Origin of the sequence: Rhizobium sophorae, assembly GCF_013087515.1 — a bacterium.
In the GTDB taxonomy this organism is placed as follows: Bacteria; Pseudomonadota; Alphaproteobacteria; order Rhizobiales; family Rhizobiaceae; genus Rhizobium; species Rhizobium sophorae.
The window spans coordinates 1-14,892 of sequence record NZ_JABFCN010000012.1; the positions used below are offsets into that span (position 1 = coordinate 1).

Annotated in this window: 13 protein-coding genes and 1 pseudogene; 11 read left to right on the forward strand and 3 right to left on the reverse strand. The window is 61.1% G+C overall.

What is annotated here, in order from left to right:
• Window positions 1–143: pseudogene (locus G9X64_RS07185) on the reverse strand (aldo/keto reductase); the annotation flags it as partial.
• A 238-nt stretch (window positions 144–381) separates the two neighbouring features.
• Window positions 382–1,638 carry a flavin monoamine oxidase family protein gene (locus G9X64_RS07190; protein ID WP_171376262.1) on the reverse strand — a complete coding sequence of 419 codons (1,257 nt, stop codon included), beginning with the start codon at window positions 1,636–1,638 and terminating at the stop codon, window positions 382–384.
• 256 nt (window positions 1,639–1,894) lie between these two features.
• Here G9X64_RS07190 and G9X64_RS07195 point away from each other — a divergent pair, with 256 nt between their 5' ends.
• From G9X64_RS07195 to G9X64_RS07230, 8 genes are all read left to right on the forward strand, one after another.
• Complete coding sequence (locus G9X64_RS07195) at window positions 1,895–2,494, forward strand: class I SAM-dependent methyltransferase (protein ID WP_168312536.1); 600 nt, start codon at window positions 1,895–1,897, stop codon at window positions 2,492–2,494.
• A 138-nt stretch (window positions 2,495–2,632) separates the two neighbouring features.
• Window positions 2,633–3,307: a response regulator transcription factor gene (locus G9X64_RS07200; RefSeq protein ID WP_011655266.1), complete on the forward strand. Its 675-nt coding sequence runs from the start codon at window positions 2,633–2,635 to the stop codon at window positions 3,305–3,307.
• Window positions 3,304–4,704 carry a sensor histidine kinase gene (locus G9X64_RS07205; RefSeq protein ID WP_171376263.1) on the forward strand — a complete coding sequence of 467 codons (1,401 nt, stop codon included), beginning with the start codon at window positions 3,304–3,306 and terminating at the stop codon, window positions 4,702–4,704. Before G9X64_RS07200 ends, G9X64_RS07205 begins: the two co-directional genes overlap by 4 nt.
• A 12-nt stretch (window positions 4,705–4,716) precedes the next feature.
• Complete coding sequence (locus G9X64_RS07210) at window positions 4,717–5,697, forward strand: 3'-5' exonuclease (RefSeq protein ID WP_171376264.1); 981 nt, start codon at window positions 4,717–4,719, stop codon at window positions 5,695–5,697.
• Between the two features lie 160 nt (window positions 5,698–5,857).
• On the forward strand, window positions 5,858–6,004 hold the full coding sequence (locus G9X64_RS07215) for a DUF1127 domain-containing protein (RefSeq protein WP_003548073.1): 147 nt from the start codon (window positions 5,858–5,860) through the stop codon (window positions 6,002–6,004).
• Window positions 6,005–6,625: 621 nt separating this feature from the next.
• Entirely contained in the window at window positions 6,626–7,462 is an 837-nt protein-coding gene (gene kduI, locus G9X64_RS07220) for a 5-dehydro-4-deoxy-D-glucuronate isomerase (RefSeq protein WP_168315138.1), read from the forward strand.
• Window positions 7,459–8,223, forward strand: a complete 765-nt coding sequence (gene kduD, locus G9X64_RS07225; RefSeq protein ID WP_312864031.1) for a 2-dehydro-3-deoxy-D-gluconate 5-dehydrogenase KduD — start codon at window positions 7,459–7,461, stop codon at window positions 8,221–8,223. The genes kduI and kduD overlap by 4 nt, the downstream gene beginning before the upstream one ends.
• 42 nt (window positions 8,224–8,265) lie before the next feature.
• Window positions 8,266–9,006 (forward strand): FadR/GntR family transcriptional regulator, encoded by a 741-nt coding sequence (locus G9X64_RS07230; RefSeq protein WP_168312541.1) that lies wholly within the window; start codon window positions 8,266–8,268, stop codon window positions 9,004–9,006.
• A gap of 21 nt (window positions 9,007–9,027) precedes the next feature.
• On the opposite strand, the gene G9X64_RS07235 is transcribed toward G9X64_RS07230, so the two are convergent.
• Window positions 9,028–12,315, reverse strand: coding sequence for a GH36-type glycosyl hydrolase domain-containing protein (locus tag G9X64_RS07235; protein ID WP_171376265.1), 3,288 nt, complete (start codon window positions 12,313–12,315; stop codon window positions 9,028–9,030).
• A 342-nt stretch (window positions 12,316–12,657) separates the two neighbouring features.
• On the opposite strand from G9X64_RS07235, the gene G9X64_RS07240 reads away from it, so the two are divergent.
• The 3 genes from G9X64_RS07240 to G9X64_RS07250 all read left to right on the forward strand — a co-directional run bounded on the left by G9X64_RS07240 (window position 12,658) and on the right by G9X64_RS07250 (window position 14,830).
• The gene (locus G9X64_RS07240; RefSeq protein WP_168312543.1) at window positions 12,658–13,326 is read left to right on the forward strand and encodes a hypothetical protein; all 669 of its coding nucleotides are present in this window, start codon (window positions 12,658–12,660) and stop codon (window positions 13,324–13,326) included.
• 407 nt (window positions 13,327–13,733) lie between these two features.
• Window positions 13,734–14,522, forward strand: coding sequence for a DNA polymerase III subunit epsilon (locus tag G9X64_RS07245; protein ID WP_168312544.1), 789 nt, complete (start codon window positions 13,734–13,736; stop codon window positions 14,520–14,522).
• A 47-nt stretch (window positions 14,523–14,569) separates the two neighbouring features.
• Window positions 14,570–14,830, forward strand: coding sequence for a hypothetical protein (locus tag G9X64_RS07250; protein WP_168315135.1), 261 nt, complete (start codon window positions 14,570–14,572; stop codon window positions 14,828–14,830).
• The last annotated feature ends 62 nt before the right edge of the window (window positions 14,831–14,892 follow it).

A 14,892-nucleotide genomic window follows, 5' to 3' on the forward strand; every position in this document is an offset into this window, starting at 1 on the left:
TCGATGAAATTGCCGCCCCAGGCGAAATAATCGTCGAGCAGCTTGTGCGAGGCGGCCTCATCGGCCTCCGCGCCGAACGTCATGGTGCCGAGGCAATAGGCGGTGACGACGGTCCCGCTCGGACCGAGCTTGCGATAATCCATTTCTTCCTCCTCATGCGGATACCCGCAGCCGACGTGCAAACGTCGGGGTAGAAGCCGGGGCTCCTGCAATCAATGACAATGACAATATTGTGCTTGAGGCGGCCGCTTGCCGCCGGATGACGTACAGCGCCCTGAGCTGATAACGCAGGGGCAAGCGGAGCATAACCAATCCCGCCCGCGCTACCAAGTGAGAAAAAAATATTCCTGCCTGCCGCCGCAGCCGGTGACGATCACGGATTTACCAAAACGAGCCGGCGATCCGATCGGCAGCGGCGACACCGGTCTCGTAGGCGCCGTGCGCCGTCGAATAACGCGACGTCGAACAGGCTTCGCCGGCAAAGAAGATCCGCTCGTCATGCGGCGCAGCGAGACGGCCGCGTTGATCGGAGGCGCCGGGCTCGGCGAAGGAATAGGAGCCGCCGATATGGCGTGCTGCGGCCCAGGCCGACATTGCGGCGACTGATAGCTCCTTGCGGATGTCCGCGCCAAAATGTGCCGCCAGTTCATCTCCAGCGAAGGAGAAGGCAGCCTCTCTGCCTTGCCCCTCCAGATCATGCGCGAGGTCGCCGGCGAAATAGGCCTCGACGACGGGAGCGCCGAACGGCCGGAGCTGATAGGTGCCGGTCGCGCCGCGACGGGTAGAGCCGAGCATATGCGTGTCCGCCGGCAACGCCTCCTGATTTGCGAGCCTCACGAACAGCTTGTCGGCAAGCCCGAGCGGTAATTGAGCCGCTGCCTCGATCTTCTCCGGCAAGGGCGGGTCGAAGGCGATCTTGCCGGCGGCAAGCACATTCGTCGACACGGTCACCAGCACCGCGCGGGCACTGAGCACGCCCTGGTTCGTCTCGATGCCGATACGGCCGGCGTGACGATGGTCGATGCGCGTGACCTCGGTGCCGAGCCTTGCCCGAACCGGCTTGCCGTAAAGCGAGACCAGCGTTCCATAGCCTTCGCGCACCCGCCAGTCAGGACCAGGGCCGGGATCGTATCTGTTGTAATCGACAACCGACGACCGCTCCAGTTCGGCGCCGGTGATATAGGTGCCGACCGCCCGGATCTGGCCGTTCCAAGGATTGCCGGGCTCGAGCATATCGGCCATGGCTGCGTCATTCCCCTCGTGGCTCTCGAGGCGCTCGAAATAGGCGCCGATCGCCTGGCCTGCGGCACGCGCCTCCGCGTCATCCCGCTGAAGCCGCCGTCCGCCATCATTCCAGGGTGCCGGCGTGCGGTCGACCGTCAGTCCGACTTCGCCGGCGATTGCAGTCCAGGCATTGGTCCGCGCACCATGCAGCCAGCCGCAGCCGAGATCGAGCGCGATATCGGCGTCAGGCAGCCCGACCGTCCAGGCGCGCCCGCCGAGACGGTCGCCGGCTTCAAGCAGGAGGATGGAAAGACCCGGGCGGATTGCCTGCAGGCGGCGGGCGGCGGCAATGCCGGCGGCACCGGCGCCGATGATGACGACATCCTCGTCGGCACCTTTTTTGTCACCAGGCATGCATTCTCCTTCGGTCGCTCGCCGCCTATTTGCCTACTCGAGGGGGGGCCGGGATCTAACAGCTAAGCCCCCTATCCATGGAACGCAAGGGACGGCCGGACGGCAGTTCCCGCCCGATCACGTTCGATTGGAAAATGCACCTGCAGCCTGTGTCGTATGAATATCCGCCTTAGCGGCGATCCGCCAGCGATGTGACAGACTGCTGCAATGTTGAGCCGCTTCATAGGTGGGATCAGAACATCAATGTGAAGGTCCCATGCCACGTTTCGATCGACGACGCTTTCTTCTCGCCTGGCTTCGCGCGCCGCTGCGCATCGCCTCGATCACGCCGTCAGGTCCCCGCCTCGCGCACCTGATGACCAAGGAAATTTCTGCGCTGACCGGGCCGGTCCTCGAGCTCGGCCCGGGCACCGGCGTTTTCACCGCAGCCCTTTTGGAACGCGGCATTGCCGAGCGCGATCTGACGCTGGTCGAATACGAGCGGGATTTCGCCACGCTGCTTCAAGGCCGCTTTCCCGACGCCAGGGTGCTGCGGCTGGACGTCCGGCAGATCTGGAAGACGGCGCTTTCCGGAAGCTTCTTCGGCGGCGTCGTCAGCGGGCTTCCGCTTCTTGCCATGCGGCCCAACGATGTGCGGGCGCTGCTCGAGGGCTGCTTTTCCAATCTCAGGCCATACGGTGCCTTCTATCAGTTCACCTATGGGCCGAAATGCCCGGTGCCCGTCGAAATCCTCGACTCCCTCGGCCTTGTCGCCACGAGGATAGGCTGGACGTTGCGCAATCTCCCGCCGGCCGCCGTCTACCGCATCAGCCGCAGGTACCAGCCAATGATATTGATCGAGCAACGCCGCGCATGATGACGGATACAATCCTTTACGAGGCGGCAATCCGGCGTTCGATGCGCAACAGGCATCGCAGACTTGCTCGAGGGTGATATGGTTTCAACCTCGGACCCCGATAGTGGCCTCCGATAGGCCCCACGACAGGAATGTGAGATGCGCATATTACTGATCGAGGATGAACCTCAAATGGCCGTGGCGCTGCGGGGGGCGCTCACCAGGCACGACATGGTGATGGATCACGTTTCGACCCTGTGCGACGCCGAGCTGGTGATCGGCGACGGCGCCTACGACGCCGTCCTTCTGGATCGGCAACTGCCCGACGGCGATGGCCTCGAACTCATTCCGAAGATCCGCAAGAAGGGGCTGACGTTGCCGATCATCGTCATCACCGCCAAGGGAGAGGTTCCAGACAGGATCACCGGCCTTGAGACCGGCGCCGACGATTACCTTGCCAAGCCCTTCGTCTTCGACGAACTTCTGGCGCGGCTGCGCGCCGTGATGCGCCGCTCCGAAACCTTGCGCCCGGCGCTGATCTCGATCGGCCGTCTTTCGTTCGATCCGACCTATTGCGACATCATCGTTTCCGGCCTGCGTCTGGAAATGCCGCGCCGGGAGGCGCTGGTGCTCGAATGCCTCATGCGCCGTGCCGGTCGCATGGTGCCGCGACCGGCCTTGATGGAAGCGGTCTTCGGCTTCGACGACGAGATCCAGTCGAACGCGCTCGATTCCCACATATCGCGGTTGCGGCGCAAGCTGGCAGCATCGCAAGCAGGCGTGGTCATCAACGTTATCCGGGGCGTGGGTTATCTCCTGCGTGAAGCATCATGAGCAAACGATGCTCCTATTCGCTGCGCAAGCGCCTGTTCTGGCGGCTTCTTGCCGTGCAATCGGTCGTGCTCATCCTGGTGATGATCGTGCTGATTTCAGTTGGAAAGATATCCGAATTCAGGTCGACGGAGGGCACGATCGAGATCCTGCGCCAGGCCGTCTTCCGCCAGCCTACCGGAGAGTTGAGCCTGAGGGAGACCGAGGATTTGCGGCAGCTGCGCAAAGACGCGCCCGATCTCTGGTACACCATACGCGACATGCAGGGACATGTTTTGACCGAGGGCCGAATTCCGGAAGAATATGCCGCAATCGGCAACACGCTCGATCATGTCGGCCAGGCCAAGTTCGGCTCGAATCTCGGCGACCACGACCGTCCGGCTGCCCGGATAAAGTGGATTGCGACGGATTGGGGACAGGTGCAGTTTCTGACAGGCACCGACGGCCCCAACTCGTCCACCTTCATCCTGCTCAAGCTTTCGCTGGTCCTTGCGAAAATTGTTATTCCAATCGTCGCAGTGATGGCGTTGGGTGCGTTGATCGCGACGCCGCTCGTCGTGCGAAGGTCGCTGGTCGGGATCGACCAGGCCGCGCTCCAGGCCGATACGATCGATATCGACCAGCGTGGCGGCCGGCTGTCGGAAAACGATATTCCCGAAGAGATCGCGCCGCTGGTGCACGCCGTCAACCGCGCGCTCGGCCGTCTCGACGAGGGTTATGAGCGGCAGGAACGGTTTCTGACCGATGCCGCCCATGAGCTGCGCACGCCGATCGCCATTCTGAATACGAGAATTGGATCCCTGCCGCACAGTTCGATCAAGACCGACCTCCTGGAAGATGCCGCAAGGCTCGCGGTCCTCACCGAGCAGATGCTCGATCTTCAGCGACTGAAACAGGGCAAGGTCCAGTTCACCAAGGTCGATCTCGGCCAGCTGGCGAGGAAGGTCATCATCGAGATGGCGCCGCTGGCCTTTGCCGCCGGTTATACGGTGCAGTTCGATGTCGACGGCGCCGGCGAGATCGAGGGCGATCCTCTGGCGCTGCAACGCGCCCTGATGAACATCCTGCAGAACGCGATCAACCACGGCGGCAGGAAAGGTACCATCTCGCTGACGTCAGGCTGCAACTGGATCGAGGTCAGCGACGAAGGACCGGGCATCCCCGCCGATGTCCGGGATCGGATATTCGAGCCTTTCTTCAAGCGCCATCACGACGGACGCGGCGCCGGCCTCGGACTCAATCTCGTTCGCGACATCCTGCGTTTGCACGGTGGCGAGGTGACGATCGACAACCGCAATCCCGGCGCGGTCTGCCGGCTGACCTTTCCGTTGGAGAGGGCAGCAGGTGGGGATACTCCACGGCGGCTGGCGCGAGTGATGGATTCAATCGCGTCTCCGTGACATATAGATTCTATGAGCGTGCACAGAGATTCGCAACTCGACATGTTTGCCAAGGCATCGCCTACGATAGCCAAGGCGCGCAGTCCATCGCGCCGGCCGCCGTCGCGGCCGGTCGGCTCTTCCCAAGAAGATATGGCGCGGAGGCTGGAAGAGAGCGGCAACTACCGCATCTTGAGAAAACTGGCCGCCCGGCCGGTCGCGTCAGTCAGACAGCCGGGGTTTTCGCGGCTCGGCGTCATTCTCGATACGGAGACCACAGGTCTCAACCACCGCAGCGACGAGATCATCGAAATCGGCGCCGTCGCCTTTACCTTTGACGATGATGGCGCGATCGGCGATATCGTCGGCATTTACGGCGGCCTGCAACAGCCGTCCCGGCCGATCCCGCCGGAGATCACCCGGCTGACGGGTATCACCGATGCGATGGTCGAAGGACAGCTCATCGATATCCAATCGCTGCGCAGTCTGATCGAACCGGCGGATCTGATCATTGCTCACAATGCCGGTTTCGACCGGCCGTTCTGCGAGGCCTTTTCCAAGATTTTCAGCGGCAAAGCCTGGGCATGCTCCGTTTCGGAGGTCGATTGGAGCGCCCGCGGCTTCGAGGGTACGAAACTCGGCTACCTCGTCGGTCAGGCCGGATATTTTCACGAAGGCCATCGCGCCGTGGACGACTGCCACGCGCTCCTGGAAATCCTCGATCGAGAGCAGCGCGACGGTGAAAGCCCGTTCACCGAGCTTTACCGCGCCAGCCAGCGCTCGCGCATCCGTATCTTTGCCGAACACAGCCCGTTCGAGATGAAGGATCATCTGAAGGCGAGGGGTTATCGCTGGTCGGACGGCAGCGACGGCCGCCTGAAGTCCTGGTGGATCGAAGTCGGCGAGGAGGATCTCGACGACGAACTCTCCTATCTGCGATCGGATATTTACCGATGGGCCGAGGCGGAGCCGCCGGTCGTGCGGCTGACGGCCTTCGATCGTTTCAAATCCTGATTGGCTACTAGATACGGCGACCCATGCAAGCGCCGCATAGGTGCAGTGATGCATTGGCGCTGCAATAATCAGATGTCCCATACTATATACATCTCATCGAAGCGAACGAAGCGCCAAGGACTGGCAGCTAAGCTTCGAAAGCCCACGAAAGGGGATCATCATGAACGTAGCACGCTCTTTCAATAACTGGCGCAAGTACCGTCAGACGGTCGCTGAACTGGGTCGTATGTCCGCACGCGAACTGGACGACCTCGGCATCGGCCGCAGCGAAATCCGCAACGTCGCCCGCGCAGCCATCGCCCGCTAACGGCAGCTTAGACCAAGCATCTTCGAGACTTGCCCAGCGCCTGCTTCCTCCCGAGCGGGCGCTCTGCTTTTGTGCTTCCGGCAAGTGGGTCAAGGGTGATTGAGCCTTCCGCTTTTCGCATAACGCATAGCTGCCCTGCAAAGAAATGCCTATCAACTGAGCAATAAATAAGTATGATTATTTCTATCGAAGCGATGCACCTCCTCCCGCGTCCCTTCGATGTACAGGCGCCCCATCCTCCTCCCAGGGTCGTCTGTGGAATGGCAGCACTCCTCCTCCCAGCTGTCGTTCGGTTTTTTTCGAAAGCCTGCCGCACCTCCTCCCGCGGCAGGCTTTTTCGTTTTGGCCCCAGAAAATGCCGGACCGCGCCGAAGCGTCCGCTTGCGATCATCGCTTGGGTGATGGCGTCATCATCTCCGGAAATCTCCTATCTATTCCCGAATTCGCTTCGTGCCCTTGCGGCCTGACGTCTCCTCAAGCGCGCACGGACAAACATGTTGACTCCAAACTTGTCGTACAACTATGTAACCGAATGGATACCGCCGCAGCGGAACAGGCCAGCAAGACCGGCTCCACAATAGCGACGACCCGTAGCGACAATGAAGCGGAAGGAAAATTGACATGCAGATCGACGTGAGGCACGCCTCCCATCCCGAGGCGGTGCGTGATTTCGACACGGAGACGCTGCGGCGTCATTTTCTGGTGGAAACAGTCTTCGCGAGCGGCGAGATCCGGCTCACCTATTCCCATTACGACCGGATGGTCATCGGCGGCGCGACGCCGCTCGGCCCGGGGCTGACGCTGACCGCGCCGACGGCGATCGGACAGGAAACCTTCCTTGCCGAGCGTGAACTCGGCGCCCTGAACATCGGCGGCGCCGGCCGCATCATTGTCGACGGCACGCGCTACGATCTTGCCAAATATGATTGCCTCTATGCCGGCAAGGGTGCCAAGGACATCCGGTTCGAGAGCGCGGATGCCGCCAATCCGGCAAAGTTCTATCTGGTCTCGACGCCGGCGCATCAAGCGCACCCGACCGTGTTGCTTACCCGCGAAAAGGCCCGTCACCTGACGCCGGGCGAAGCCGCGACGGCCAACAAGCGGTCGATCTACCAGTTCATCCATCCGGACGTCTGCCAGTCCTGCCAACTCACGCTCGGCTTCACCATGATCGAGCCGGGCAGCGTCTGGAACACGATGCCTGCCCATACGCATGACCGCCGCATGGAAGCCTATCTCTATTTCGATCTCGAAGCCGAGCAGCGCGTCTTCCACTTCATGGGCGAGCCGCAGCAGACCCGACATATGCTTGTCGCCAACGAGCAGGCGGTCATTTCGCCGCCCTGGTCGATCCATTCGGGCGCCGGCACCAAGAATTACAGCTTCATCTGGGCGATGGCCGGCGACAATAAGAGCTTCACCGACATGGACCATATCGCCATCGCGGATCTGAGGTGAGCACCGTGGCAAATCCCTTCGACCTTTCCGGCCGGACTGCCGTCGTCACCGGCGCCAATACCGGTATCGGCCAGGCGATCGCGGCCGCACTGGCTGAGGCCGGTGCATCGATCGTCGCAGTCGGCCGTTCCTCGATGGATGAAACCGAGGCACTGGTGAAGGAGGCGGGAAGCCGCTTTCATGTCGTCAAGGCCGATCTCGCCAGCATCGAACCGGTCAAGGGGATCGTCACTGAGACCATCCAGACCTTCGGCGGCCTCGACATCCTCGTCAACAATGCCGGCATCATCCGCCGCGCTGATGCGCTCGACTTCACCGAGGAAGACTGGGACGCGGTGATCGACGTCAATCTGAAGACCGCCTTCTTCCTGTCGCAGGCGGCCGGCCGCCATATGGTCGACAAGGGCAGGGGCAAGATCATCAACATCGCCTCGCTGCTCTCCTTCCAGGGCGGCATCCGCATTCCGTCTTATACCGCCTCGAAAAGTGGCCTCGCCGGACTGACCAAGCTGCTGGCCTGCGAATGGGCCGGCAAGGGCGTCAACGTCAACGCCATCGCCCCCGGCTATTTCGTCACCAACAACACGACGGCGCTGCGTGAGGATCCGGACCGCAACGCCGCCATCCTCGCCCGCATTCCAGCTGGCCGCTGGGGAACGCCGTCCGAACTCGGCGGTGCCGCCGTCTTCCTGGCATCGTCGGCGTCCGACTACGTGCACGGAACGGTGCTGCCCGTCGATGGCGGCTGGCTGGCGCGGTAATCGGTTTCGGCGCAGCCGCCCCGACACCAGGATCGAAACAGGATGACGGACAAGGACAACGCGGTCTTCAACACCTTTCAGCAGGCGCCGAACCTGCGCAGCAACCTTGCCGATATGTTGACGGCGCGAATCGAGTCCGGCGACCTGAAGCCCGGCCAGCGCCTGCCGACCGAACAGGCGATCATGACGGCGACCGGCGTCAGCCGGACGATCGTTCGCGAAGCGCTCGCCACGCTGCGTGCGAAGGGGCTGATCACCACGCGGCAGGGCCTTGGGGCTTTCGTCTCGAACGATCCGACGCCCAGATCCTTCTCCATCATTCCCAATGACCTGCAGTCGATCGACGAGGTTCTGCGCGTGCTGGAGCTGCGCATGGGAGTCGAATGCGAAGCCGCCGGTCTTGCCGCGCTGCGGCGCACACAGGAGGATATCGACCGTATGCAGGACCGTCTCGATGACCTCGACAAGGCGCTCGAGGAGGGCGGATATGGCGCGCAAGAGGATTACGCCTTCCACAGATCCATTCTGGTCGCGACACAAAACTCCTATTACGGCCGCCTCTTCGACACGTTCGGCAACATCATGGTGCCGCGGCAATGGGCGCGCCTGGACAAGATGACGGCGGCCGAGCGCAAGCGCCATGCGGCGCGCATGCGCCGGGAGCACCATGCCATATTCACGGCGATCCGCGACGGGGAAGAAGCCGCTGCCCGCCGCGCCATCCGAACCCACCTGTCGAAAAGCGCCGCGCGCTTCGAAGAGCTGCGCGACGCCACTGCATAGACAGCGCCTCGTCCTGAACTGTTACGCCTCAGATTTCGGCGTCATCAGCCGCCGCCAGGCGGCGTGATCCGTTTGCAGATCGGCAGAGGCGTGGATCGCGGGCAGGAGCGGTTTGCGTTTGCGCCGGCCGAAGCGCCGTTTGAAGCCCAGGATATTTTCGACAAAGCTCCTGGTGTAGAGCCCGGGGCCGCTTGAATAGATGCGCCATCCGCCGTCGACCGCGATCTCTCCCGCCTTGACGCACTCCCATTCGGCCGCTGCCTGATAACGATCATGGAAAGCCGCGTCGCTGCTGCTGAAATAGGTGTTGCGCTGGCGCAGCGATGCATGCGGCAGCGCCGTGGTGACCGAAATCGGATTGACGACGGCGATCGCCTTCCAGAGCTCTTCCGCCTCGGCTTCCAGTGCCAGCGTTTCGCAGTAGCGCAGATGCGCATGCACATACATCAGCCCGATCTCGCGGCCGAAGAAGGAAGAGGATTCGGCCCGCCGAAACAGCGTCTCCGGCCCGCCGGCATAGGTCGCCGGTTTTTCCATCAGCCGCACGCCGTCGGGGAAGAGCAGATGTTCTTCTATCAGCTTCATATGATCGCGTCGCTGAACCGGCGTGAAGAGGCCACCGAGCATCGCCTGCGTCATCGAGATCAGCGAGAAATGCAGGCCGGTGCGCCGGTCGCTCGGATGCAGCAGCAACTCGACGCCGTCATGGCTTGGATCGAAGATGCCGTAGCCGGCAACGATGCCGTCACGCACGAGATGGCGGTTGAAATCCCGGCGCATCGCCGTTGCGATCCTCCTCAAGCCCTTGGCCTTGTCGCCGTGCCCGAGGCGGCGCAGGATCGCCGAATAACGGACGATCTGCTCGTAGAGCAGGGCAACGGTCCAGCTGCTGACCATCCAGTCGCGCAGATGCGGATCGGCCGGCTGCAGCGAGTCGTTCCAGTCTCCCTCGCCATAACGGATCAGGTGTGTTCCCGGGATGAAAGTTTCGCGAACGGTATCAAGCAGCTTCTCGACATGGATCGCAATGGTGTCGAGCTTCGGCGCCCGGGCCATCGTCTTTTCGTCACGCCAGGAGACCTTCTCGTCGAGGATGGCGAGATCGCCGGTCGCTTCGATATAGTCGCAGAGCGCCTTCAGCGGCCAGACGACGATGTCGCCGTGACTATCGCCCGCCCGGATGTTGGCATAGGGCTCCAGCATGAACCATTGCGGCCAGTCGCCTTTTTCCATGTATTGTTCGCTGAAGACGGTCTTCAGCACCTCCTTGGCTTCGCGATCATGCTCATAGGCGAGCAGGAATTCGATGGGGCCTTGGCATGCGTCGCGTGTGCCCCAGGCCGCACCCGTATATTGCTCGAGGCCGTGTGGTACGCTCAGATGCACGATCGCGTCATGCGCGAGCCACGGCAGCAGGGTCGTCTGCGCGACGAGGTCGGGTGAGGTGTTGGCGATCGTCAGGCCGCGCACGGTGTTCCGCCAGAATTTTGATGCCGGTGCAAGCATGGCTTCATCGGTGACGCCGGCCTCATAACGTTGCGCCAGTCGCTCGGCTTCCGCCGCATCGGTCATCGAGCCGACGACGGCGAAGCAGATCGCCTGCGTCGGCCTGGATCTAAGCGCCACGAAGGGGCCGTTGCGCGCAATCCCATCATTGTAGAGCAATTCGTCGCCGCCGATCTCATCGATGGCATCGGGCGTCGAGGTCACCAGCCAATAACCGGCATCGGGATAACGCTCGCCCCAGAGCCAGGCCGGGTCCGGCCGGAAAAGGATGCGTTTGCCCGACGTGTCGAATTCGATCTTCCCGCCCGCATCATATTCGCGCTCGCCAAGCACGACGTGGCCGAACACCAGGAAGCGACACGGTTTGCCCTCGACGGTGACGGTCCACTGCATCGCCGCATCCTCGCCGGAGGCGATTGCCGACACGATGATCGTGCGTTTGGAGCAACGATAGATCCAGCGGCAATCGCTGAGCCCCATTTCGAAAGCCGACGGCACCGCCAGAAGCTGCCAGCCGGCGCCGACATCCGCCATGATGCGCAGCCCGCTGGCGCGGGTCAAATTGTAGGGGTCGCGGGAGACGGAAAAGAGCTTATGAAAAGACGTATTGCCGATCGTCAGCTGGGCCGCGAAAATGCCCTGCATCCAGCAGGTCGAAGCAAGCGTCGCATCGTCGAGCAGCATATTCTTACCGCTTCTGACGATCGCGCCGTGACGGCGCGCCACAATCAGCTCCTTGTCGCGCAGGACCACATGACGGTTCAGAACGCCGTCGGAGACGAAAAACGAAAGAAGCTTTCCGTCGACGCGCTCTTCCAGGCTCCGCTCCGGATAGAGCTTGCCGATCGCCTTTTTGTCCAGCGCCTCGGCCTTCAGCAAAGCAGCATCCTGGAGAAGGCTGCGGACCGGCGCGACCTCCTCGATATCGGCGGCCGCACTGTCTGTCGCCGCGAGCTCGTCAAGCCGTGAAAGGTCAGCATCGCTCGACGCCTCGGGATGATCGGCGGCAAACACGGCAAAGAAGGTCGCGGTCGCCCCCTTTGCCGAAGCGGAGCACGGTTTCGACTGAATAGCGGGGCACGCCGTCTCCTGCTGGCGCCGTTTGCTCGGCAGGCTGGTGCCGAAAGGCCCGACCAGCCGGTCGTCGAGGCGGTCGCTCGCCTGCACCATCTGGATCGCATCGGTGGCATAGGCAGCCGCCCCATCGACACAGCCCTGCACGAGCCAGGGGTTGCGGGCGCCCGACTGCTTGAGATTTTGCCGGTTCATCACGACAGGGCCGAAAGTCTCGTGACCGGCGATATGATGATCAACATATTGCGAGGCATAGGCTTCGCTGTTCATCAGGAAGCCGCGATCGCCGAGACCAACGTCCTGGATCAGCACCAGATCGACCGGTAGCGTCCCATCCTTCAGATGCCGGATGGAGGCACGCCAGAACCAGGCCGTTTCGGAGGGATGAAGCTCGAGGCGGACGGTGTAGCCGATATCGCCCGTTTTGCCGCTCCAGGAGAGGCTCGTCGCATCGTGCCCGAAGCTGCCAACAGCGCGTGGCCCGACAAGCTCCACCACCTCGGGCGCGGCCCCGCCGATGCGCAGATAAAGGCGACCGACGCCGCCGGCGAGCGGCGAGCCCTGGATCTGGTTGATCTGCACCGATCCCTTGTCGTCGTTATATTCGATGGCAAAAAGGGTGCCGTTCGGCAGGGCCGATATCGACAGGCCGGAACCGTTGCTGATCGTGAAGAGGCTAAGCTCATCGCGTCGGGGCATTTGAAAACTGCGGTCAAGGTCCGTGGCCATTGAGATCTCGTCGATTGGCTTCAGAAGGGAACTGGAGGATGACGCAAATGGTTGAGAGAAATCTTACTACTATCGTCGGATCTCGATTAGGTCCTTGAAAGACGGGCCAGCCGATATCACTTGATGTTTCAATTCGAAAGTTGCACCGAGAGGTCATTGCCAAGGCGTCAAGGGAACTGAGCTCGCCGGTGACGATGATGCCGTCAGATTGCTCATGGCGCCACACGGCGGGAACGGAGTTCCCTAACATTTAAGTTCAAGGCAAACTGGGACGGAAAGCGCTGATTCCGTCCGTGCATGCTTCTCGACGCAACTCGCAGCTCCCATTCAACGAGGTGACTATTGACGCAGTTCTTCGAAACCACTCAAGGGATCATGGCAATGGGAGCGTTCATCGGCGCTGGCGGGTTCGCCGCTGGCTCCTTGCTTCCCATCGTCATTCGACTTGCGAAGTCTGGGATCAACCGGCGCCCGAAAGCCGAGGTTAGAAACCTAGCGATGCTGACGGTGCTGGCCCTGGACGATTTTGTCGGAGCCAGCTATGCGGCCGTTCACGACATGCCCGAATTCAATCCTATGGATGAAGGCGAATTCGCGTTTCACGTTCGCGATCCAACCCTTGCACTTCCGCAGGACGCAAACTGGGGGCTTTTTAGTGCCGAGCTTTCAGAAGAAATTTTGTGGTTGTCGAACCGGGTGAAGACCCTTTCTTATGCGTTGGATAGTCTCGACCTTTCCAGGCCTGGATACGATGGCTTCTTCGAGCGACGCCAAGAAGGTTATGCTGGTCTGGCGGCTGAAGCGATGGACATTATTGAGCGTATGCTTGCAGAGTTTGACCTCACCCTGCCTGCCAAGCCAGAATATTATCGCCGGCGGGAAGGTCTCGTTTCAGCTATCCAAAAGGCTGGAGAAAACAACTCGCGGCACCCAAAGGCTCGCACTCTCGCGCACCCGAGTGGGTCAAATGTGCTGCAACTGTTCCCAAAGGCGAACGACGACGCCGAGTAAAATCGAGCGAAACCTCTGACACGGACTACTTTCGGCTGGATGATCCGCCGTTGCATAGCTGCATTGCACAAAAAATGTTTTCCAACTGGTCAAAAAAGGAGCATGGTGTTGACAGCTGATGCAACACGACGGCTTTCCTCCCAGTTCCGTCGTTTCAGCTGTTCCCCTCTGGAGGTTTACACCTTCACAATTAATGGGCCACGGTTCTCCGTCGGCCCTCTTTTTTTGTCTGCGGACTGCCATCCGATGAAAATGTCGATTGCGGACCAATACTGGTCAGCGAATTCGAGCTGAAATCTTAAATGGGCCATGTGATAGCTTGAGGGTGTCGACAATCGTCGGCAAGCCTGTCGCATCGTATCCGAGTGATATCTGGACTTTTACGGCACGGGGCCGAATAGACAAATATGTTGATTGAGAGCAGTGGGATCCTAGTAAAACCTGTAGCTCATAAAACTCGCATCCGGGTCGTTGACCTCGAAACAGCCGGGAATGGCCCGAATGATGTTTGCGAGATCGGATGGCAGGACGTCGTGCTTAGCCATGACGGGGGATGGCGGGTTGATGATGAGCGCGGATCATTGCTTATAAATCCAGGGCGACCGATCTCTCCTGAGACGATGGCAATACATCACATCCTCGACGCGGAGGTCGCGACAGCACCTTTTTGGAAAGAAATCGCCTCCAGCGTCTTACAACCGGAAGGTGGAGTGATGGCACTGGCTGCACATAGGGCAAGTTTCGAGCAGCGCTACTGCACCCCCAGATTTGCCGGCGGAGCGGCCTGGATATGTACGTGGAAATGCGCGCTTCGGCTGTGGCCTGAACTGCCGAGGTTCTCCAACCAGATGCTCCGGTATCTGCGTATGCCCGAGGGACTGGTGCACGCGATTGGCCTTCCCGCCCACCGCGCAATGCCCGATGCGTACGTAACCGCACACCATTTGCGGGACATGTTGAATGAATCCACCTTCGAGCAACTGGTGAAATGGAGCAGCGAGCCGGGCCTCTTGCCACGAGTACCTTCAGGCCCCGCGCGTGGCAAAAGCTGGGATCGGCTGGATATTGCCGCATTGCAGGCGTTCGCCTGCGATCGGGATGCCGACGTCCGCTTCAGCGCGGAAACGGAACTTCGCCGCCGTGGCGACGCGGACGTAAAAGTGGCTGACGAAGCCGAGCAGGGAACATTGCTTTAGGAGTTCTTCGGCTCCGGCAGGGGAAGAGACACAGCAGTGAGGGTTTGATGGCAGAACGAATGTCTGAACGCGCCAAGGGTGACATCGACGCGATTTTGGAACGGCTCTATCGGGTTTCCCCGGAGCTGGATAGAATTGCCACCGATTGCGAGAAGGCTTTGCGGCTCAATGCTGAAGCAAGAGGCGATTACATTTCGCCACGAACCATGCAGGCGTTTGCCGAAATGCGCGATGCCGTAAGCGCGCTGTACCGCTCGGCGCAGAATGCGATGAAGGAAGCCGATAGGTTCTTTAAGCCGAAGTCATAGGCCTGCCGCATCAACCCGTCAGGCCCATGGCAGTCGCATCGCCAATGTTCGTTTGTGCATGA